Source organism: Stenotrophomonas sp. 05L414_2, assembly GCF_056397905.1.
The window spans coordinates 42,885-63,644 of sequence record NZ_JBFTOJ010000012.1; the positions used below are offsets into that span (position 1 = coordinate 42,885).

Annotated in this window: 22 protein-coding genes; 8 read left to right on the plus strand and 14 right to left on the minus strand. The window is 67.3% G+C overall.

Annotated features, from left to right (window positions below):
- Window positions 1–530: 530 nt before the first annotated feature.
- Window positions 531–998, minus strand: coding sequence for a hypothetical protein (locus AC1DJN_RS03215; protein ID WP_032952020.1), 468 nt, complete (start codon window positions 996–998; stop codon window positions 531–533).
- 159 nt (window positions 999–1,157) lie between these two features.
- Between AC1DJN_RS03215 and AC1DJN_RS03220 the strand changes: the two genes are divergently transcribed.
- Both AC1DJN_RS03220 and AC1DJN_RS03225 read left to right on the plus strand, forming a co-directional pair.
- A complete protein-coding gene (locus tag AC1DJN_RS03220; protein WP_025877505.1) occupies window positions 1,158–2,120 on the plus strand; it encodes a pyridoxal-phosphate dependent enzyme in 963 nt (320 codons plus the stop codon).
- Entirely contained in the window at window positions 2,117–2,749 is a 633-nt protein-coding gene (locus tag AC1DJN_RS03225; protein WP_025877503.1) for a YdcF family protein, read from the plus strand. The genes AC1DJN_RS03220 and AC1DJN_RS03225 overlap by 4 nt, the downstream gene beginning before the upstream one ends.
- A gap of 153 nt (window positions 2,750–2,902) precedes the next feature.
- On the opposite strand, the gene bioC is transcribed toward AC1DJN_RS03225, so the two are convergent.
- The 5 genes from bioC to bioB all read right to left on the minus strand — a co-directional run bounded on the left by bioC (window position 2,903) and on the right by bioB (window position 7,741).
- Window positions 2,903–3,787, minus strand: coding sequence for a malonyl-ACP O-methyltransferase BioC (bioC, locus tag AC1DJN_RS03230; protein ID WP_025877501.1), 885 nt, complete (start codon window positions 3,785–3,787; stop codon window positions 2,903–2,905).
- 12 nt (window positions 3,788–3,799) lie between these two features.
- A complete protein-coding gene (locus AC1DJN_RS03235) occupies window positions 3,800–4,579 on the minus strand; it encodes an SDR family oxidoreductase (RefSeq protein ID WP_032976861.1) in 780 nt (259 codons plus the stop codon).
- A 29-nt stretch (window positions 4,580–4,608) separates the two neighbouring features.
- Window positions 4,609–5,388, minus strand: coding sequence for a pimeloyl-ACP methyl ester esterase BioH (bioH, locus tag AC1DJN_RS03240; protein WP_032976862.1), 780 nt, complete (start codon window positions 5,386–5,388; stop codon window positions 4,609–4,611).
- Window positions 5,389–5,406: 18 nt separating this feature from the next.
- Complete coding sequence (gene bioF / locus AC1DJN_RS03245; protein WP_032976863.1) at window positions 5,407–6,630, minus strand: 8-amino-7-oxononanoate synthase; 1,224 nt, start codon at window positions 6,628–6,630, stop codon at window positions 5,407–5,409.
- A 67-nt stretch (window positions 6,631–6,697) separates the two neighbouring features.
- Window positions 6,698–7,741: a biotin synthase BioB gene (gene bioB, locus AC1DJN_RS03250; protein WP_478038846.1), complete on the minus strand. Its 1,044-nt coding sequence runs from the start codon at window positions 7,739–7,741 to the stop codon at window positions 6,698–6,700.
- A gap of 157 nt (window positions 7,742–7,898) precedes the next feature.
- Between bioB and AC1DJN_RS03255 the strand changes: the two genes are divergently transcribed.
- Window positions 7,899–8,471: a DUF3658 domain-containing protein gene (locus tag AC1DJN_RS03255; protein WP_032976865.1), complete on the plus strand. Its 573-nt coding sequence runs from the start codon at window positions 7,899–7,901 to the stop codon at window positions 8,469–8,471.
- On the opposite strand, the gene AC1DJN_RS03260 is transcribed toward AC1DJN_RS03255, so the two are convergent.
- Entirely contained in the window at window positions 8,458–8,880 is a 423-nt protein-coding gene (locus tag AC1DJN_RS03260; RefSeq protein ID WP_032976866.1) for an H-NS histone family protein, read from the minus strand. The two genes, AC1DJN_RS03255 and AC1DJN_RS03260, sit on opposite strands and share 14 nt — an antisense overlap.
- Window positions 8,881–9,154: 274 nt before the next feature.
- On the opposite strand from AC1DJN_RS03260, the gene AC1DJN_RS03265 reads away from it, so the two are divergent.
- A complete protein-coding gene (locus AC1DJN_RS03265; RefSeq protein ID WP_157804433.1) occupies window positions 9,155–9,676 on the plus strand; it encodes an HAD family hydrolase in 522 nt (173 codons plus the stop codon).
- Window positions 9,677–9,935: 259 nt separating this feature from the next.
- Complete coding sequence (locus AC1DJN_RS03270) at window positions 9,936–10,583, plus strand: DUF4304 domain-containing protein (protein ID WP_235189966.1); 648 nt, start codon at window positions 9,936–9,938, stop codon at window positions 10,581–10,583.
- 186 nt (window positions 10,584–10,769) lie between these two features.
- On the opposite strand, the gene AC1DJN_RS03275 is transcribed toward AC1DJN_RS03270, so the two are convergent.
- The gene (locus AC1DJN_RS03275) at window positions 10,770–11,261 is read right to left on the minus strand and encodes a GNAT family N-acetyltransferase (protein ID WP_161763245.1); all 492 of its coding nucleotides are present in this window, start codon (window positions 11,259–11,261) and stop codon (window positions 10,770–10,772) included.
- Window positions 11,262–11,495: 234 nt separating this feature from the next.
- Between AC1DJN_RS03275 and AC1DJN_RS03280 the strand changes: the two genes are divergently transcribed.
- The 3 genes from AC1DJN_RS03280 to AC1DJN_RS03290 are packed head-to-tail and all read left to right on the plus strand — an operon-like array spanning window position 11,496 to window position 13,295.
- A complete protein-coding gene (locus AC1DJN_RS03280) occupies window positions 11,496–12,191 on the plus strand; it encodes a ComF family protein (protein WP_032976869.1) in 696 nt (231 codons plus the stop codon).
- Between the two features lie 58 nt (window positions 12,192–12,249).
- The gene (locus tag AC1DJN_RS03285) at window positions 12,250–12,801 is read left to right on the plus strand and encodes an HdeD family acid-resistance protein (RefSeq protein ID WP_025877483.1); all 552 of its coding nucleotides are present in this window, start codon (window positions 12,250–12,252) and stop codon (window positions 12,799–12,801) included.
- A complete protein-coding gene (locus AC1DJN_RS03290) occupies window positions 12,801–13,295 on the plus strand; it encodes a SecDF P1 head subdomain-containing protein (RefSeq protein WP_025877482.1) in 495 nt (164 codons plus the stop codon). The genes AC1DJN_RS03285 and AC1DJN_RS03290 overlap by 1 nt, the downstream gene beginning before the upstream one ends.
- A 1-nt stretch (window position 13,296) precedes the next feature.
- Here AC1DJN_RS03290 and AC1DJN_RS03295 read toward each other — a convergent pair whose 3' ends face one another.
- The 6 genes from AC1DJN_RS03295 to AC1DJN_RS03320 all read right to left on the minus strand — a co-directional run bounded on the left by AC1DJN_RS03295 (window position 13,297) and on the right by AC1DJN_RS03320 (window position 20,556).
- The gene (locus AC1DJN_RS03295; RefSeq protein WP_032976870.1) at window positions 13,297–15,108 is read right to left on the minus strand and encodes an MFS transporter; all 1,812 of its coding nucleotides are present in this window, start codon (window positions 15,106–15,108) and stop codon (window positions 13,297–13,299) included.
- 89 nt (window positions 15,109–15,197) lie between these two features.
- Window positions 15,198–16,313 carry an N-acetylglucosamine-6-phosphate deacetylase gene (locus tag AC1DJN_RS03300; protein ID WP_032976871.1) on the minus strand — a complete coding sequence of 372 codons (1,116 nt, stop codon included), beginning with the start codon at window positions 16,311–16,313 and terminating at the stop codon, window positions 15,198–15,200.
- Entirely contained in the window at window positions 16,310–17,086 is a 777-nt protein-coding gene (locus tag AC1DJN_RS03305; RefSeq protein ID WP_032976943.1) for a DeoR family transcriptional regulator, read from the minus strand. Before AC1DJN_RS03305 ends, AC1DJN_RS03300 begins: the two co-directional genes overlap by 4 nt.
- A gap of 33 nt (window positions 17,087–17,119) precedes the next feature.
- Window positions 17,120–18,454, minus strand: a complete 1,335-nt coding sequence (locus tag AC1DJN_RS03310; RefSeq protein ID WP_032976872.1) for a D-tagatose-bisphosphate aldolase, class II, non-catalytic subunit — start codon at window positions 18,452–18,454, stop codon at window positions 17,120–17,122.
- A gap of 16 nt (window positions 18,455–18,470) precedes the next feature.
- Complete coding sequence (locus AC1DJN_RS03315; RefSeq protein ID WP_025877472.1) at window positions 18,471–19,409, minus strand: ROK family protein; 939 nt, start codon at window positions 19,407–19,409, stop codon at window positions 18,471–18,473.
- Window positions 19,402–20,556, minus strand: coding sequence for an SIS domain-containing protein (locus AC1DJN_RS03320; protein WP_025877469.1), 1,155 nt, complete (start codon window positions 20,554–20,556; stop codon window positions 19,402–19,404). The genes AC1DJN_RS03315 and AC1DJN_RS03320 overlap by 8 nt, the downstream gene beginning before the upstream one ends.
- Window positions 20,557–20,760 lie beyond the last annotated feature (204 nt).

The window sequence follows — 20,760 nt, forward strand, 5'->3', positions numbered from 1 at the left end:
GCCGGAGACGGCGCCGGGGTGGCGATTTTAGCGCCAATCGGGGCAGGGACGTTGGCGCCGGCCGGCCGGCGTCGAAATCAACCCTAAAGTTGGCAGGATTTTTGCAGATAACCCAATAGCACCCACCGTGGCTGGCGCCGCGGGCGCTGGTGACCGGAATTGGAACAGGGGCCGGTACAGGCGCACGGTGGGGAAGCAGAGGGGCCGGCAGTCGGGGGACTGTCCGGCCCTGTTTTTTGGGGCGGCTGGGAACGCGGCATCCACGCATGGCGTGGATCTAGTGTCCCGCGCGCCCTGGTGTCCCAAACAACAAACGGCCCCGCAGTGCGGGGCCGTTCGTCTTTAAAGGTGCCGACATCCGACAGGGCCGGAACAGGGGGGATCCAGATGTTCCTGTCGGATATCGACGTAGAGCTGTTTGGGACGGGCCCTTAACGCTTTTGTCACTTTGTGACGCTGGCCGTCACCACCTGCGTAGATTGAGGCTTGGACCGTGTGAAATGCAAGATGGAACAAGCGTCAACTGTGCGCTATCTCTCACGATCCATGGCACGCCAGGGGGAACTGTTCATCCTCGGCGCACGCGGAGCCGGAGCCGGACGCGCCTGCGGCGGCGGCGAGGGGCGCTCGACCCGCTGTGCAGGCTGCGGCGGTCGACGCATCGAATCCATGTTGCGCCAGGGCGAGCCGCCATTGTTCTGGCGCGGCGGCGGTGGCGGGCGGTTTTCGCCGCCGTTGCCGGGACGCGGTGGCGGGCGGTGGTTGTGGTGCGGCGGGCGGTAGATCGGCCGCTGGTAGTAAGGGCCGCCATAGCCGTAATAGCCACCGCCGCCGTAATACGGATAGCCGTAGTCGGCCGGGTAGCCATAGGGGTAGCGGTACTCCACCGACGGCGCACCGTGGTAGTAGCCACCGCCGCGGCCACCGACATAGTCATAGGTGGTGCAACCGGTCAGGGCCAGCAGCAGGCCACCGGCAAGCATCAGGCGCGTTTTCATGATGGGTCCCCCCAGAGGACGGGTATGCAGGCAGCTTCAGCCGCCGGCGTTGAATCAGCCCTTAATTCCGCCGGCCAGGATGAATGGCGGTGTAGGCATGCATGCTGGCATGACCGATGGCGCCCTCGCCAGCGCGGGGCCATACGTTAATCTTGCGTCATGAGCGATTCACTGTTGCCCCGCGCTGATGACGTCCTCGCCGCCGCCGCGCGGATCGCGCCCCATGCCAGCGTGACCCCGGTGCTGCGCTCGCGCACGCTGGATGCGTTGGCCGGTGCGCAACTGGCGTTCAAGGCCGAGCACCTGCAGCGCGGCGGCGCGTTCAAGTTCCGCGGTGCGTGCAATGCGGTGTGGTCGCTGGATGCCGATCACGCCGGTGCCGGTGTGGTGACCCATTCCTCCGGCAATCACGGTGCCGCTTTGGCGCTGGCTGCCCGCACACGGGGCATTCCCTGCCATGTGGTGGTGCCGGAAGGGGCCGTGGCCGCCAAGCTGGCCAATATCGCCCGGCATGGCGCCACCCTCTGGCGCTGCCCGGCCACCATTGCCGACCGCGAGGCCACCTGCGCCAAGGTGCAGGCCGATACCGGCGCCACTCTGGTCCATCCGTACACCAACCCCGCGGTGATCGCCGGGCAGGGCACGGCCGCGCTGGAGCTGCTGCACAGCGAGGGGCCGTTCGACGTGCTGGTGGTGCCGGTGGGCGGTGGTGGCCTGGCCAGTGGCACTGCGTTGGCCCTGCAGCACGCCAGCCCGGGCACGCGGCTGGTGCTGGCCGAGCCGGCCGGTGCCGACGACACCGCCCGTTCGCTGGCGACCGGCAAGCGCCAGGAGGCATTTACCCCGGACACGATCTGCGACGGACTGCGCACGCTGATCGGCGCACCCAACTTCGCGCTGCTGCAGGCGGCGGGCGCCGAGGTCATCGTGGTTGACGATGCCGCCACCGTGGCGGCGATGCGCCTGCTGTGGGACGTGCTCAAGCAGGTGGTCGAGCCATCCTCGGCGATCGTGCTGGCAGCGGTGCTTGCGCAGCCTGCGCGCTTCGCCGGCCTGCGCGTTGGACTGGTGCTGTCCGGCGGCAATGTCGATCTGCCTGCCCTGCGTTGGGGAGCGCCATGAGCCGCGGCCGCCATCGCGAACGTACCGGCCTGCTCGGTTGGGTGTGGCGGTTGTTCGTACTGCTGGTGATCTGGCTGCTGGGCGTGACCGCCTGGATCGTCTGGGTCGGCGAGCGCGACCAGGCGGCCAAGGCGGACGCGATCATCGTGCTGGGTGCGGCGGCCTACGATGCCAAGCCCTCGCCGGTGTTTGAAGAGCGCATCCGCCACGGCCTGGATCTGTACGACGCCGGCTACGCGCCACTGCTGATCTTTACCGGAGGCTACGGCGGCACCGGTGCGCGCTTCTCGGAATCGCAGGTGGCCCGGCGCTATGCGCTCAAGCACGGCATTCCCGATGAGGCGATCCTCATCGAGACCGCCTCGCGCAATACCGTGCAGAACCTGGTCGAGGCCAAGCGGCTGATGGACCAGCGCAAGCTGCATTCGGTGATCATCGTCAGCGACCCGCTGCACATGGCGCGCGCGCTGCGCCTGAGCAAGGCGCTGGGCATCCAGGCGTTGGCCTCGTCCACGCCCAGCACGCGCTTCCGCAGCTTCCATACCAGCTGGCGTTTCCTGGTGCAGGAGATCTACTTCTTCCACCGCGACCTGGTACGGCCGCCGTTGAGTTCACCGGCCAATACCTGAGCGGCTGCCGCTGCGCTCGCCGGGCATGGCCCGGCGCTACCCATAACGCGCGCCTGGCCGGGACCTGCTTTTGGTAGTTGCCGACCTTGGTCGGCACGGGAAGCACAGCGCCGACCAAGGTCGGCATCTACCAGTGCGGATCGCGTGCCGACATCAGGTCTGCTTGCGCCGGATCGGGATCGCCGACACCGGCACGGAAGCAATGTCATGCCCACCTTCGCGGATCGGCGCGCCCGGATCCGGCGCCCAGGCATGGGCGTAGATTACTTCCCAGCTGCTGGGCAGCTTGCCATCGGCACGGCGCATCGGTTCGTACGCCGCCGCTGCCGCCGCGAACCGCCCCCGGCCGGTCAACGTATGGCGGCGATCGACCCGTGCGTTGGTCGCGCCCATCGCGCGCAGCTCGCGCATCAACGAGGGCAGGTCGTCGTAGGTCAGGGTGAACAGGTCGCGGTCCAGAACTGGATCACGGAAGCCGGCCATCATCAGCGCATCGCCGAACTGGGCGATCTGCGCGAAGCGGCTCACGTGCGGGCGGTCGTCGGCGGCGGCGAAGGCCTCGTTGAGCTCGACCAGCGTTTCCGGCCCGAACGTCGAACACACCAGCAACCCACCGGGCTTGAGCACACGGCGGAAACCGGCGAACACCGCCGGCAGGTCGTCCACCCACTGCAGGCACAGGTTGCTGAAGATCACATCGACGCTGTTGTCGGCCAACGGCAGCGCCGTGGCATCGGCGGCCAGGCGCTGGAACGGCTTCCACCAGCCGGCCTGGCGCTTGGCCTGGTCGAGCATCGGCAGTGCCACGTCCAGCGCGATCACCTGCGCCTTCGGCCAGCGCTTCTTCATCAGCGCACTGGCATGGCCGGTGCCGGCACCGATATCCAGCACCACCTCCGGCTTGCGTGCCTCCAGGTAGTCCAGCGATTCCAGCAGCCGCGACTGCACCTCGCGCTGCAGGGCGGCGGCAGCGTCGTAGCTGGTGGCGGCGCGGGCGAAGGCGCGGCGGACATGGCGGGCATCGAAGTGGGACGGCATTGCAGAAGTCTCTTAGAACGTACCGGGGTAGGCGCCGCCGTCGATCAGCAGGTTCTGCCCGGTGAGGTAACCGGCCTGTGCACTGCACAGGAAGGCGCAGGCGGCGCCGAATTCATCCGGCGTGCCGAAACGGCCGGCGGGAATCTGCTGGCGGCGGCGTTCGGCCACCGCCTGCACGTCCCCGTCCTGGCCGGCGGCGTGGGCGAAGTTGGCGCGCAGGCGGTCGGTATCGAACTGGCCGGGCAGCAGATTGTTGATCGTGACGTTGTGGACGACGGTGCGCCGCGCCAGCCCGGCGACGAAGCCGGTCAGGCCGCTGCGCGCGCCGTTGGACAGCGCCAGCGCGTCGATGGGTGCCTTCACCGATGACGAGGTGATGTTGACGATGCGGCCGAAGCCGCGCTCGATCATCGCGTCCACGGTGGCGCGGATCAGCGCGATCGGCGCCAGCATGTTGGCGTCCAGCGCGGCGATCCAGTCGTCGCGCTCGAACGTGCGGAAGTCGCCCGGCGGCGGGCCGCCGGCGTTGGTCACCAGGATGTCGACCTGCGGGCAGGCGGCCAGCGCCTGGGCGCGGCCCGCCTCGGTGGTGACGTCGGCGGCGATCGCCCGCACTCCAGCGGCACCGGGCAGCGTACGCAGTTCTTCAGCCGCGGCCTGCAGCGCAGCGTCACCGCGGGCGACGATGACCACGTTCACGCCTTCGCGCACCAATGCGCGCGCGCAGCCAAGGCCAAGCCCCTTGCTGGCGCCGCAGACCAGTGCCCAGCGGCCGGAAATGCCCAGATCCATGCGTCAGTCCTGCACAAGCTTAGGAAGGCTCATTGTCCGCCATCGGCCGGTGACAGGCCGGCAATGAAGTGTTGCAGGGCGGCTGCAACGTCATCGGCGTGGCCGAGGAAGGGGGCGTGGCCGCCATGACCCACGGTCAACGACTGCCCCCCGGGCGCCAGCGCGGCAGCGGCCTGCATCGCCGCCGGCGAGACCAGACGGTCACGCTGGCCGGCAATCCACAGGCTGGGCTTGCCCAGTGCGGGCAGGGCACCGCGCAGGTCGGTGTTCTCCAGCAGCTGCAGGCCCTCGTGCAGTGCGCGTTCGGTGGGCGCTCCGCGTTCGACCAGGCGCTGCCGCAGCGTGCGCAGTTCCTCGCGGGCATGCGCCGAACCCATCACGTCCAGTGCCAGGAAACGTTCCAGGGTGCCACTGAAGTCCTGCGCGAGGTCACGACCGAACTGCTCGAATACCGATGGCTCCGCCGCATGCGGCCAGTCATCGCCGCGCACGAAGCGCGGCGTGGCGGCGATCATCGCCAGACCGCGCACCTTCGGCAGCGTGGCCGCCGCGTGCAGCGCGAACAGACCGCCCAGTGACCAACCGCACCACACCGCTGGCGGCGTGGCCGCGGCAATGGCATTGACCACGAACGGCAGGCGCAGCGGGGTGCTGTCATCGCGGCTGTGGCCATGGCCGGGCAGGTCGACCAGATGCAGCGTGAATCGATCGGCCAGGCGCTGCACCAGCGGCGCAAACACGCCGCCCTGCAGGGCCCAGCCGTGGATCAGTACCAGGTCCGGCCCATGGCCGGTCACTTCAATATGCATGGGGAACTACACGATCACTCAGGCCAGCGCCGGTAACGACGGCGGCAGCACTTCGCGCGCGGCAAAGGCCACGCGGTCGCGTGCAACGGCGATGGCTTCGACCAGGCCGCGTACCTGCTCGGTGGTGTGCAGCGCGGACAAGGTGACGCGCAGGCGCGCCTTGCCTTCCGGCACGGTCGGTGGGCGGATCGCGCCGACCAGCCAGCCGGCCTGCTCCAGCGCCTGCGACATCGCCATGGCAGTGTGGTCGTCGCCACACAACAGCGGCTGGATCGGCGTTTCCGATGCCATCAGATCCAGCCCATGACGTCGCGCTTCGCTGCGGAACAGGGCAATCAGATCGGCCAGCTTCGCCCGCCGCCAATGATCGCGGCGGGCCAGGCGCACCGCTTCCAGTGCGGATGCCGCCAGCGCCGGCGCCATGGCGGTGGTGTAGATGTAGGGGCGTGCGGTTTCGGCCAGGTGCTCGATCAGGTCTTCGCGGCCGAGCACCAGCGCGCCGGAACCGCCGAGCGCCTTGCCCAGGGTGACCAGCTGCAGCGGCACATCGTCCACGCCCAGGCCGGCGGTGGCGACCGCGCCACGACCATCGCCGAGCACGCCCACGCCATGCGCATCGTCCACGTAGAACAGCGCCTGCTGCAGGCGCGCGACCAGCGACAGCGCACGCAGCGGCGCGATATCGCCATCCATGCTGAAGACACCGTCGGTAGCCAGCATCGCTGCGCCATCGGGCGCATGCTTGAGTTGGCGCATCGCACCTTCCGCGTCCAGGTGCGGGTAGCGGCGCAGGCGCGCGCCGGCCAGCCGGGTAGCATCGAGCAGACTGGCGTGGTTGAGCTTGTCCTGCACGCAGACATCGTTCTCTTCGCCCAGCAGCGCCTGCTGCACGGCCAGGTTGGCGGTGAAGCCACTGCCGAACAGCAAGGCACGCGGGTAACCGAGCCACTCGGCCACTTCGCGTTCCAATGCGTCGTGCAGCGCGTGGTGGCCGCAGACCAGATGCGAGGCACCGGCACCGGCGCCTTCGCGCGCAGCGGCATCCTGCAGTGCGTTGACCACGCTGAACTGCTGGGCCAGGCCCAGGTAATCGTTGCTGCAGAAGCCTGTCAGCCAGCGCCCATCGACTTCCAGGCGCACGCCATCGCGACGGGTGACCGTGCGCCGCGGGCGGCGACGGCCTTGTGCATCGCGCAACGCGCGCTGGGCTTGGAGGCGGGCGGTCAGGTCGGGGCGTGCCATGGCGGCTGGATGCGGCGACGGGGCGGCTAGGGTAGCGCGTTGCCGCGACGCCTGCTTGGCCGCCGGCTCAGGCCGCGTGGGCGCAGCCGCAGCCGGGGCCATCGGCGCTGATATCGGCATGCACGGTGCCGCCATGGTCATGACCGTCGGCGTCCACCTGCACCGCCATCGGCTGCAGGCCCAGGCGTGCGAACAAGGCCATGTCGCGCTCGCTCTCCGGGTTGCCGGTGGTCAGCAGCTTGTCGCCATGGAAGATGGAGTTGGCGCCGGCGAGGAAGCACAGCGCCTGCAGCTCGTCACTCATCGCCTCGCGGCCGGCCGACAGCCGCACCATCGAATGCGGCATGGCGATGCGGGCCACGGCGATCATGCGCACGAACTCGAACGGGTCCAGCTCGGCACTGCCATGCAGCGGCGTGCCGGCCACCTGCACCAGCTTGTTGATCGGCACCGAATCGGGATGCGCCGGCAAGGTGGCCAGCGCCAGCAGCAGGCCGACCCGCTGCGCGCGTGTTTCACCCATGCCAACGATGCCGCCGCAGCAGGTCTTCAACCCCGCATCGCGCACATGGCCCAGCGTATCCAGGCGATCCTGGTACTGCCGGGTGTGGATGATCGACTCGTAGTAGTCCGGCGCGGTATCGAGGTTGTGGTTGTAGTAGTCCAGGCCGGCGTCCTTCAACGCGCGCGCCTGSTCGCCACTGAGCATGCCCAGCGTGGCGCAGGTTTCCAGGCCCAGCGCTTTCACCCCGGCGATCATTGCTGCCACCTTGGGGATGTCGCGGTCCTTCGGCGAACGCCACGCTGCACCCATGCAGAAACGCGAGGCACCGGCCGCTTTGGCTTGGCGGGCCTTGGCCAGCACCGCATCGGTGTCCATCAGCTTCTGTGCGTTGACCCCGGTGCTGTAGCGCTGCGCCTGCGGGCAGTACGCGCAGTCTTCCGGGCAGCCACCGGTCTTCACCGACAACAGCGTGGAGACCTGCACCTGGGCCGGGTCGAAATGCTCGCGGTGGACGGCGGCGGCGCGGAACAGCAGTTCCGGGAAGGGCAGGTCGAACAGCGCCTGCAGTTCGTCGTGGTGCCAGTCGTGGCGGATGGCGGTTGCCATGGCGGGACCTTGGAAGGGCTGGAGCGAGGGCGCAGTCTGGGTGGGGTTGGGAACGCTGTCAACTATTAATATAAAATAGTGGTTTACAGGAAGTCGTCGCCCGCGTCAGTTGCAGCGGTGCTAAGTTCGCCGCTACGCATGGAATGTGAGAATCGGCATGGACACGCACAAGAACGCCGCAACCCTTCGCAACGCTGTGCTGTGCAGCCTGGCTGATCTGCCCGATGGAGGCTTGCGCGTGGTAATGGATGACCTGCGGAAATCGGACACCGCCGGTATGTGGCAGCACCGCACGTTCGTTACGTTCAAGGACTATCCACCAGGCATGCTTGCCGACCCGGTAGGCCTGTCCGAAGCGGAGTTGGCAGACTTTGGCTTCTTCGTGCTGGTCCGCCTGCTGGCTGTAAATGGCCGGCTGGCTGACACTGACGACGCGCCGGACTGCGATGCGCACCTCACCAACGAACAGCGGCACCGCATCGCAGCGCTGACCGAGGAGGACGTCGCGCGGATCGATCAGCAGCTGCTTTCCCACTGTGACGGTCAGTTCCGCAAAGTCGCCTATATCGTGGGCACGGCGATGTCGTTGGATCCCGAACGTCCGCCGGGAATTCCAGAGGTGTTCTACGCAGGGCGTGTGCGCAAGCTGGTCGAGCGTGGCGCGCTGCAGGCTGCCGGCGACCTGTCGCGCATGCGCTACAGCGAAGTGCGCCGGGTCAGCTCTGCTTGAAGACGGTTCTCTGCCCGATCGCGCTGGACTTTCGAACGTCGGACCGGCCCAACCCGGGAATCAGGAAATCGGCAGGGCTGCGGCCATGCTTGGTCTTCTCGGCAAGCCAGCGCGGCATCCGGCCGCGGCCCGACCACGTATTGCGCTTGTTGTCCGGGTCGCGGTACTTGGCCGCCACCTTGCCCGCCTTGCGCCGTGTGGCAGGTTTGCGGACCGGTGCAGCGGCCTCGGCGGGCGCGGCCCCGATCAGCTCTTCAATCGTGTAGCCGCACTGCGCGGCGAAGGCGATCAGCTTGCGACGGACAACGGCCACGGGGCGGCGGCTGGCAACCAGCGCCCTCCGCTGCTCGGCAGCAGTCACAAGGGCGTTCAGTTCGCGCAGGCTCAGGTGTTCGACGTCGATTGTCATGCCGCGAAGGGTCCGGACATCCCGGCAGCCTGTCAAGCAGCGGACGGGTATCTCAGCCTGGGCAACCAGTCCCCCAGCCGGGCTGCCACCAGGCATCTGGCCACCAGTGTGGGTAGGCCCAGGGCGTCCAGCATGCTGCTGACGCTGTGGGGTATGTTGTTGAAAGGCGGCGGACCCAGCCGCTACCTTGTCGAGTACTTTTACTTTATCGATGCCGCTGAGCGTGGAACGAGACCAGACCGGAAACATGCCCACAACTGACCGAAAGCTCCTGGTGCTCGATCTCGATGAAACGCTGGTTCATGCCAGTGCGCGTCAGTTGCACCGTCCTGCTGACACTCAAGTGGTGGGCTATCACGTCTACAAGCGGCCCTACGTTGACGACTTCCTGGATTTCGCATTCGCGCACTTCAACGTAGGGGTGTGGACATCTTCCGGCAGTCTGTATGCCGAGCCACTGGTGGCATGGTTGATGCCAGGGCGCACGCTGGAGTTCCTGTGGTCGTCCCAGCGTTGCAGTACTGCGCGTGATTGGGAGACCGGTGGCTACACCAGCCAGAAGCGCCTGGCCAAACTGAAACGTCTAGGCTTTGCGCTGGAGCAGATGATCGGCATTGACGACACTCCCAGCAAGTACGCCAAGAACTACGGAAATCTGATACAGGTGCGGGAGTTCACTGGTGATGGTTGCGACGATGAATTGCTTCATCTTTCTCGATATCTGGATGTACTGCGCGCGCAGCCCAACATCCGGACCGTGGAGAAGCGCCGTTGGCGAGAGCGCATGATGGAGTGAATCGGCAGGATCATTGATTCACCCGCTTCCAGTGTCGTTTGCGGAAGTGTCACGCTGCGCACACCACCGCACTCCTGTGCGCGGTGCCCGCAGCGGGCCCCCTTTCTGGTTTCACCAACGTCTCTGCGCTTTCGTATGAAGCGGACGACCAGCAATGTTGAAGGGACGAGTGGGCGGGTTCTTCGCCGATTCAATGGTGCTGGCCGACGTTCCTTCCAGTACGATTCCGCGAACGTTCGCAAGCGCAAGGATGCCTTCGATGTCGACCGCTCAGCACTCTCGAATGATCAACGCTGCAGCCAGAACGGTGCTGCGCCCTCTGGGCTGCGTGCAGAAGGGACGCTCCAGAATCTGGATCGACGACCAGGTATGGTGGATCGGCGTGGTTGAATTCCAGCCCTCTTCGGGACGGAAGGGAAGCTATCTGAATGTTGGAGCGTGCTGGCTCTGGCATGAGAAGGACTTCCTTTCATTCGACGCCGGGCACAGAGTGGGAACCTTCCACGAATTCATCGACGAGGAGCAGTTCTCGGCGGAGGCCACGCTGCTGGCCAGGCGTGCAGCGCAGGAAGTCCTTGCGCTGCGCGATCGCTTCCCCTCGATCGCCCACGCGCTGGCGTGGACTACTGCCAATGCATCGCCCGCGCTATGGAACACGTACCACTCGGCGGTGTTGGCGGGGTTGGCGGGTGAGGTCGAACGCAGTGGGTTGCTGTTTACAGAAGTGATCGCCGATCCAAATGACGTGCCATGGGCCGTTGAGCTGAAGCAGAGGGTTGTCGGGCTGCTGCATTGCCTGGAGTCAGGGGCTGGCTTTGAACAGGAGATCGCGGCCACGGTCGGGCGAACGCGTATCGCGCTGGGACTGCCTGCCTGCCAGCGTGCAGCCAACGGGATCGAGTTTTGAGGGGAATTCACGGTGGTCGATCCGCTGCGTGCGGCTGACCCCCGGTGAGCCCAAGCCAGCCACGTCCAGCCTTGGGCTGCCGCCGCCAGGAGCAGGACAAGCCCATGCGTGGTTGCACCGTCCTGAAGGTATTGGCCATCCTGGCGTGGGCGAGTGCTGACCGGGGAGCTGGGGGGCTCCCCATCGTCATATCGCCCTGATCAGGAACAAGCGGAAGTCTGTTCCTTCTGACCCGGCTGGGATGCTGCACGCCATGCCCATCCTTGCAAGATTCCGTTCCCAGAATGCGTGCGCCACATGATCCTTGCGGAATGTGGCCAGCAGCCATTCTCCCGCCGTTGGCCGCACAAGCTCTGCGACCACTGCGGACGCGATGCCTTTGCCCCGATGCCTTGGAAGGATGAACAGATCGGCCAACTCTGGCAGGCGCCGCCCCTGGAAGTCGACTTCATCCACCTGGACGAATCCACACAGCTGGCCATCGAGCCAGAGCAGACGGGTCCACTCCGGCTCTTCCTGCAGGCGGGCCCGGACATCGGCAAGTGTGCAGTCGTAGAGACCATCGGCAAGGATCTCCTCACCACTCCAGGCAGAGGCTTCGAAGTAGTACAGCTGCATCAATCTGAAGACCACATCTGCGTCCTGCGCAGTTGCTTTGACCAGCGTCAGTCCGTCCATGCAGTAGAGGTCCATCCAGGGCAACCGCGCCCATCCTGATGATAGCTGGCGCAGGATCGGCCAGTAGTGGTTCTGCAGTTCCGGCCGTACGTGGATGGAAGCGCGCGGTAGCAGGTGCGATGCAGGTCTACGGCCTGGCAAGGTGCAGCCCCCATCGGCCAACGCTCCCTGTACTGACATGCAGGCAGCCCCTTTACCGATGGGCAGCCTGCGCTTGCAGGGCGATGCTGCGGCATGCGCTTCCCACTGCCTTCTGCCCTTGGTGAACCGTTGCAGGCCGCCTTTCGCCTGTTGCTGCCCCTGCGCTGCCTGGTCTGCAGCGAGCGCGGCCACGACACCCTCGACCTCTGCGTCGCCTGTCTCGCCGACCTACCGTGGGCGGGTCGCGCCTGCCTTCGCTGCGCGCTGCCGCTACCGGAGGAAGCCCTGCCCATCTGCGGCACCTGCCGTGACGAGCCGCCGCCGCAGACCGCTACCCACGCCAGCCTGCTGTACGTGCCGCCGATCGATCAACTGCTGGTCCGCTACAAATTCCACCAGGACCTGGCTGCCGGACGCCTGCTTGCGCAGTTGATGCTGCGCAATCCGCCGCCATGGTCGTGCCCACCGCTGGTACCGGTGCCGCTGCATCCCAAACGCCTGCGCCAGCGCGGCTATGATCAGGCAGCCGAGCTGTGTCGGCTGCTGCGGACGCCGAGGTGGCGCGGGCTGTACCGTCGCCGTCATACCGCGCCGCAGTCCGAACGCAGCGCCGAGCAGCGCCGCGACAACCTGTTCGACGCCTTCGATGTGCGCGGTGCCGTCCCCGCGCGGCTGACCATCGTCGACGACGTGATGACCACCGGCAGCACCGTGCTGGAAGTCGCCGAGACGCTGCGGCTGGTGGGGGCTGAAGATGTGCGGGCATGGGTCTGTGCGCGGGTGCCGTGATCGCGCCTTTCATTCCGTAGGTCTAGGATGTTCGCGAACCCGGATCGAAGGAGTGGTCATGAATTCCCCTCTGTCTCCCTTGTTGTCGGCCGTTGGACGCAGCTGGTGGATCCTGCTGCTGTACGGTCTGGTCGCGCTGGGCTTCGGCATCATCGCGATCGGCTGGCCGATGTCAGCGGCTATCGCGCTGGCGTGGACGCTGGGCGTGATGGCGATCGTGGAAGGCGTCATCAGCCTGCTGGCGCTGATTACCGGTGGTAGTGGCGCCTCGCGTGGCTGGCTGCTGCTGTATGTGGTCGCCTCGCTGGGCTTCGGTATCCTGGCGGTGATCAATCCGCTGGCCACCGCCAGCGTGCTGGTGCTGTTCCTGGCGGCATGGCTGCTGGTGGCAGGCATCTATCGCATCGTCTTCGCCATCCGCGTGCGCAGGCAGATCCAGGGTGAGTGGTTGCTGATTCTCAGCGGCGTGCTGGCCATCGTGCTGGGCCTGCTGTTCGCGGCCAATCCGTATGCCGGCGTGGCGGTAACCACGTTGTGGATCGGCATAGGCAGCCTGCTGTACGGCGTGCTGCAGGTGCTGGTGGCGTTCAAGCTGAGGAAGCTGCGCTGATGCGGGCCTGGAACAGATGGGCGCTGCTCGGCGGCGGCCTCGCGGTGTTGCTGCTGGCGGGCTGCAACCGGGTGCTTCCGGCGGAGACCCGGCATCCGCCGCGGGAGGGGGTGCAGGTGCAGATGCGTGAGGTCGATCCCGATGGTCGCGCTACCCTGCAGTGGCAAGGGCGCAGCATCGCCGTGAAAGCGCCGCCGATGCTCACCAGTGCCGATATCGTCGACGTGCGAGCGGCGTTGGACGCCGCGCACCAGCCCGTACTGGAACTGACGTTCCGCAAGGAGTCCGCCGGCCGGTTGCTGCACGCGACCGAGGCCCTGGTGGGCAAGCAGGTGGCGCTTACCGTCGATGACCACGTGCTGTCCGTGGCCACCATAGCGGGCCCTTTTGGCGAGTCCATGCAGGTGGCCGGTACCAACATGAGCGTGGCCGAAGTGCACGACATGGCGCGCTACATCGTGCACGGCGGCCCTGCGCCGCCACAGCAGCGCTGAATCAGCGCTGCTTTCCTGCAAACCCGGCTTCGATCTCTTCCAGCGAGCGCCCCTTGGTTTCCGGCAGCCAGAATGCGGCCACCAGGAAGAACACGAACGTGCAGCCCGCCCAGAACAGGAACATGCTGGCGTAGCCGTAGTGTCCCACCGTCGGCAGGAAGATGGCGGCAATGGTGGTGGACACGAACTGGTTGACCAGCAGCGCGATGCTCATGCCGTTGGAGCGGATGCGGTTGGGCATCAGCTCGGACAGCGCCAGCCACACGCACACGCCTGGGCCAACTGCGAAGAACGCCACGAATACCAGGATGCAGGCAGCGACGGCCCAGCCATGCGCGGGCGGCGGAATCGGGCCGATACGGGCTTGCTCGATGCGCAGCGGTGCCTGCGCGGCACTGGCCGGGTCGGCGAACGGATTGAGGTGCAACGTGCGGAAGAACGCGCCGATGACGCTGTCCGGCTGCACGGTGCCGGCGCGCTCGATGCGCAGCTCGCGGTCGGTCAGGTTGTCGCTGCGCAGCGCGCGCACGTTGGTGAAGTCGCCATAGGCGTAGGACACGGTCAGCTGCAGTGGCCGGCCTTCGCGGTCGACGCCACCGGCAAGCCGCTGCCACTGCGCGTCATCCAGTACCAGTTGCAGACCATCGCCACTCACTGCGGCCTGCAGGTGCGGCTGCACGTCGGCGCGGCCCCGTTCGGCTTGGAAGAACAGCGTTGCTGCGGCCAGCAGGGCCACGCAGATGCCACCGCTGCCCAGCATCAGCAGGAACTTGCGACCCTTGCGGTCGACCAGCAGCAGCGCGGCGACGGTCATCACCGCGTTGAGCAGTTTGATCGCCACGTCGGCGCCGTTGGCCACCGAGCCGGACAGGCCTGCCTGGTTGAGGATGTTGACCGCATAGGCCAGCACCGAGTTGATGCCGGTGGCCTGGGTGCAGGCCAGCACCACGCAGGCCAACACGAACGGCACCACGTAGCGGCGGCTGAGCAGCGGGTCACGCTTGCCGCTGCTGCTGCTCGATTCCGGAGCCTGGATCTGCGCCAGGGTGGGCTCGACGTCGGCAGCGGGCAGCACGCGCTGCAGGCTGCGGCGCGCATCATCGATGCGGCCACGACGCACCAGCCAGCGCGGTGATTCGGACAGCCAGAAGATGCCAGCGCAGAACAGCAGGCCCGGTGCCAGGCAGGTCCAGAAGATGGTTCGCCAAGCGTGGTCCTTCACCGTGAACAGCTCCTGCGCCTGCTGCGCGACCGGCAGCGAGCGCACCGACTCTGCGGCAGCGTCCACGGCATGGGCGTGGTACAGGCCGATCAACGCGGCCAGCACCAGGCCGACGGTCAGCAGCAGCTGGAACATCGCCGCGCCGCGGCCGCGTCGTTCCGGGCTGAGCACTTCGGCCAGGTACAGGGGAATGACCACGCCGATCAGGCCGCCGCTGACACCCTGCAGCAGGCGCCCCAGCAGCAGCGGGGTGTAACCCGAGGCCAGTGCCATGATCGGGATGCTGGCGGTGAACAGCACGCCGGCCAGCAGCATCGCGCCACGGCGGCCGATGAGGTCGGCGATCATGCCGGCGAACAGCGAGGACAGCACGCTGCCCAGCAGCACCGCGGCGACGACGAAACCGAGCTGCTGGCTGCTGAGCTGCCAGGCGTGGCTGGCAGTCGCTTCGAGGTAGGGCAGGGCACCGGCGATGATGCCGATGTCGATGCCGTACAGCAGGCCACCGAGGCCGCCGATGAAGAGCAGGTAACGTACGGGCCAGCGCGGGGCGGTGGAAGCGGGTACGGCAGGTGCAGTGGCTGCGGTCATCGGCTCGTTCCTGGACTGACGGGATGGTGCGTGGCTGATGCAATGCGCTTGCGCGCCTTGTGTGCGGCATCCGGGCCGCATGGCGCGTGTCAGTCCAGATCGATCAATCGACCGCCTACCACCACTTTCTGCAGGCGCAGTTCCGCATCCAGCACCACCAGGTCGGCGCGGGCGTCGGGCGCAATGCGGCCGCGATCGCTCAAGCCCAGGTAATCGGCCGGGAAGGTGGACACGCGCTGCGATGCGTCAGCCAGATCCAGACCCACCTGCACCAGGTTGCGCAGCGCCTGGTCCATGGTCAGCGCGCTGCCGGCCAGCGAGCCGGTGGCCAGGCGCACGCAGCCGCCGCACTTGTGTACGCGCTGCTCGCCCAGTGCGTACTCACCATCGGGCATGCCGGTGGCGGCCGTCGCGTCGGTTACCGCATACAGGCGCGGAATCGCGCGTGCGGCCAGACGGATCACGCCGGGATGGATGTGCTGCAGGTCGGGAATGATCTCGGCGTACTGCGCATGCGCCAGGGCAGCGGCGGCGATGCCCGGCCGGTAGTGGTCGACGCCGGTCATGCCGTTGAACAGATGGGTGAAACCGGAAGCGCCGGCCTGCAATGCGGCCACGCCTTCCTCGTAGGTGCCTGCACTGTGGCCGAGCTGCACGCGGATGCCGAGTGCGGACAGCGCGGGGATCAGTGCGGTGTGCTCGCCGATCTCCGGCGCCAGCGTCATCACCCGGATCGGTGCCAGCGCGTGCAGCTGCCGCACCAGCGCCATCGTCGCCTCGATCGTACGATTGGGTTGTGCGCCCAGCCGCTGCGGGCTGATGAAGGGGCCTTCCAGGTGCACACCGGCGATGCAGGCGGCATCGGCATCGGGCGCTGCCATCGTTGCCGCAACGCCCTGCAGCGCGTATTCGATCTCGTCCAGGCCAGCGGTCATGGTGGTCGCCAGCAGCGTGGTGGTACCAAAGCGCGCATGGGTGCGGGCGATGCTGCGGGCCACGTCGCCGCCCTGCATCAGGTCGACGCCGGCCGCGCCATGCACGTGCAGGTCGATGAAGCCGGGCAGGATCACCGGCAGTTGCGGGTCATCGCCGCCGCTGTGGTCATCTACCTGCAGCTGGCGCACGTGTGAATCGAACTGGACCTGGCCGCGACGCCAGCCCAACGGGGTGAGGATGCGGCCGTGCAGGGAGCGGGTGTCGGTCATGCGGGGGGCTCGGCGATGATCACTTCGATGCCCAGCCGCTGCAGCCCCTCGCGGGTCGCGTCGTCGATGCCGGCGTCGGTGATGATGGCGTGGATCTGATCGAGGCGGGCGATGCGGTGCAGGCTGACGCGTCCGAATTTGGAGGCGTCGGTGAGCACCACGATGCGCCGCGCGCGTTCGACCATGCGGTGGTTGAGGCGGGCTTCGGCTTCGTCGTGGGTGGTCAGGCCGAACTGCAGGTCCAGGCCATCCACGCCCAGGAACAGCGTGTCGAAGCTGTAAGAGTTGAGGCTGGCTTCAGCCTGGCTGCCCTGCAGCGACAGCGATTGCTGGCGCAGCAGTCCGCCGGTCAGCAGCACGGTGATGCCGGCGGCGTTGGCCAGTTCCCAGGCGATGTTCAGGCCGTTGGTCATCACCGTCACATCGCGGTGTTCGCGCAGATGGCGGGCCAGGGTCATCGTGGTGGAGCCGGAGTCGATGATGATGTTGTCACCGGCCTGCACCAGGCGCGCGGCCGCCGTGCCGATGGAGTCCTTCAGCGGCAGGTTCAGCGCATCCTTTTCGTGGATGTCCTGTTCCTGCGGCGGTGTACGCACCAGGGTGGCACCGCCGTGGGTACGCGTGGCCAGCCCCTGCGATTCGAAGTGGGTCAGGTCGGCACGGATGGTCACCGCCGACACGCCGAAGCGCTCGACCAGATCGGCCACCTGCACCGAGCCGTGCTCGATCAGCAGCTGCAGGATCTGTTGCCGGCGGGAGCGGGTGTTGCGCATGGCCATTCTCGGTTTCGCAGGGAAAGGTAGAGATTAGCCGTTCGCAAGATCGGCGGCAGCCGGACTTGCGTTGTGCTTGCGGGTTCCAGCCTGGTTGGCGCTGCAGGCGCGGGCGTATTCGCCCAGGCACAGGCCGATGCGATGCTGCACCAGGGCGGTAGGCGTATTGGCCAGGGTGCCCTCGCGCACGGCGCGGTACTGCTCCGGCAGGTACTGGCTGAGCAGCACCAGCGGCGGCGCGTGCTGTTCCAGGTTGGCAAACAGGGTGTGCACGGCCTGCACCAGCGCCGGCTCGCCCCAGTAGTAGCGGCAGCGGTCGCTGAAGGAATAGCTGCGCAGCAGGCGCAGGGTCGCTTCGTCGCCCTGGTAGTACGACTGCCAGGACTTCGGCTGCGCCACCATCACCTCGTCCAGCACCTGCGGCAGGCGCGAGCACTGCGCGGCCGGCAGCAGCTCGGCTTCGATGGCAGAGAGTGCGAACAGCGCTTCGCGATAGGCGAAGGTCGCCGCGGGGCCGACCTTGAGGATGGCGAAATGGTCGCGCACCAGCGCATGCAGGCCGCTTTCGCGCTGGTAGTCGGTCGAATGCGCTTCGAACACAATGCGCGGCTGCTGTTCGAGGAAGTCGGCCAGTTCGCTGGCGGCGGCCGCGTCGTACTCGTGCACGCTGCTGTGGTCGAAGTCCACGCCCGGCTGCACCACCATGGCCAGCACACGCTGCCATGCATCGCGCAGCAGCGGGGTATCGAAGGCCTGCCGATGGATGGCCAGGGTCTGCGCAGCGGCGGCCGGGGTGGTCACCTGCAGGCCACCGGCCAGCGAGGCTTCGCCACCGGGAATCGGCACTTCGGTACCGATGACATAGACCGGCGGCGGCAGGCCGTGCTCGGCGGCGGTGCGCTCGGCGATCTCGGCCAGCTCGGCCGAACGTGCAGCAACGATGGCATCGGGCAGCGGCACCGGGTCATCGGCGCAGGACATGCTGCAGTCCAGGTGGATCTTGTGGAAACCCGCGGCGACGTAGGCCTCGATCAGCACGCGCGCATGGGTCATCGCTTCGGCGGCCGGGCGCTTCTGCCAGGCGTTCGGGCCAAGGTGGTCACCGCCGAGGATCAAGCGCTCGCGCGGGAAGCCTTCCTCATCGGCCAGGGTACCGACGTAGTCGCGGTACTGCGGCGGGGTCATGCCGGTGTAGCCGCCGAACTGGTCGACCTGGTTGGAGGTGGCTTCGATCAGCAGCACGGTATCGTGCGCCAACGCCACGTGCATGGCCGCGCGCAGCACCTGTTCGTTGCTGCAGCAGACGCTGTACAGGCCGACGTTGTGGCCGGCGCGGTGGGAGGCAAGCAGGGTCTGCAACGGGGACATGGTCAAGCTCCGGACATCAGGAAAACGAGGGTTGGCAGGCCAGCAGGGCGGCACCGCGTGCACCACCGGCATCGCCGAAGCGCGGCGGCACGATGGGCGGCACCTGCACGCCGTTGAACAGATGCGCGGCGATGGCCGCCGGCAACAGCTGGTACAGCGGTGCGTACTGGGACAGGCCGCCACCGAGCACGATCACGTGCGGGTCCAGCGCCAGCACCAGGGCGGCCAGGCTGTGGCCGAGCAGGTCGCGATGGATGTCCAGCGCCTGCCGTGCACGCGCATCGCCGGCTTCGGCCAGGGTGACCACCACGCTGGCATCGGCAGCGCTGCCACCGAGGTGGCGCTCGATCATCGCCAGGCCACTCCCGGACACGTAGCGCTCCACGCAGCCTTGCAGGCCACAGGCGCAATCAATGAGCGGCAGGCCATGACGCTGCAGCAGGTGACCCGGCACGCTCCAGTGGCCCCATTCGCCGGCCAGGCCGTTGAAGCCGGACAGCAGGCGCCCCTGCAGGCAGAAGCCGCCACCGGCACCGGTGCCGAGGATGGCGCCGAACATGCTGGGGTAGCCATCGGCGGCGCCACCGTGCGCTTCAGAGAGCGCAAAACACTGCAGGTCGTTGCCGAAATGCAGCGGGCGCTGCAGGCGTGCCTGCAGATCAGCCGCCACGCATTGACCGGTCAGCGCAGGCACATTGGCGCTGAGCTGGCGGCCGTTGCGACGATCACGCACGCCGGGCAGGGCGATGCCGATGGCCGCATCGCTGCGACCCAGCGCAGCATCGGCTTCAGCAACCAATGTCACCACCGCCTGCAGGAAGCCGTCGTAGTCGCCCTGCGGGGTAGCCACGCGGCGGCGCCAGGTGACCTGCATCGCCGCATCGCACACCACCAGCTCGATCTTGGTGCCGCCGATGTCGATGCCGTAGCAGGCGTTGGCGATCAGCTCAGCCATGGTGGATGGTGACACCCTTGACCACGCGGTTGACGGTGCCGTCCGGGAACGGATTGTCGGGGGTCAGGCCGAGTGCGGCCGAACGCTGCAGCGCGTACAGCTGCGCAAAGCCCAGCCACACCGGCGCCAGCCACGGGTCATCCAGGGCAGGCACGGTGAGGGTGTAGTCATCGTCGGCGCCGATATCCGAATGCGGGCCGATCGACAGTACCTGGCCAGCCACGCCGTCGCGGCGCAGCTCTTCCAGCAGGTCCTGCTCATAGCGGCGTGCCAGCGGCTGCACGCTGCGCAGCACGACCACCAGGGTGCTGCCGTCCAGCGTGGACTTCGGTCCATGGCGGAAGCCGAGCGGGGTGTTGGCCAGCGCCAGCACGCGGCCGGCGGTGAGCTCCAGCACCTTCAGCGCAGCCTCGCGCGCCAGTGCTTCCAGCGGGCCGCTGCCAAGGTAGATGACCCGGTTGAACGGGCGCTGCGCCAGCGCGGCCACAGCTGCATCCCACTGCGCCTGGCCTTCGCGGGCCAGACCGGCAATCTGCTGCAGGCGCGCGATGCGCGCATCCCACGGCGAACGGTCGAACACGGTCAATGCCGCCAGCAGCATGCAGGTCAGGCTGCTGGTCATGGCGAATGCACGGTCGCAGCTGGCCGACGGCATCAGCAGGGTGCAGGTGTCGGCACGGCCGGCGCCACGGCGGGCCAGTTCGCCCTCGGCATTGCAGGTGATGTCCAGGAAGCGCGCATCGTCCACGTCACTGCGCACGCGGTCGACGGCGGCAACGCTTTCGGGGCTGGAGCCGCTGCGGCCGAACGACACCAGCAGGGTCGGACGATCGCGCTGCAGGTACAGCGCAGGATGGGTGAGCAGGCTGGTGGTATGCACCACGCGCACCTCGGCCGGCCACTGCGCGTTGATGGCATCGGCCACCATTTCAGCGATGAAGCCGGAACTGCCGGCGCCGGTGAACAGCACGCGCTGGTTCGGGTCGTTGAGGCTGTCGCCGAGGAAGGCCTGCAGGCGGTCGCGGGCACGCGACAGATCCTGTGCAAGGGCTTCCCACAGCGCCGGCTGCTGGGCGATTTCGGTAGCGGTATCGGCTCCGCCGCGGCGCTGCCAGGCGGACACATCGGAAAGCAGGGTGACGTCCATTCGGAGGTTCCAGTTGGGCCAGCGCACCATCTGCGTTTTCTTTCGAAATGTCAAATACCGAAAGTAAAAAGAAAGATATCGCGGTGATGACTTTCCTCGCGTGGCATCACTCCGGAAACGAAAGAAACCGCCGGATGCCGTATCGCACAATGCTTAACAGGCGCCTGCAAGCGGTTACACAAAGTATTGCGCCGCAACAACTTT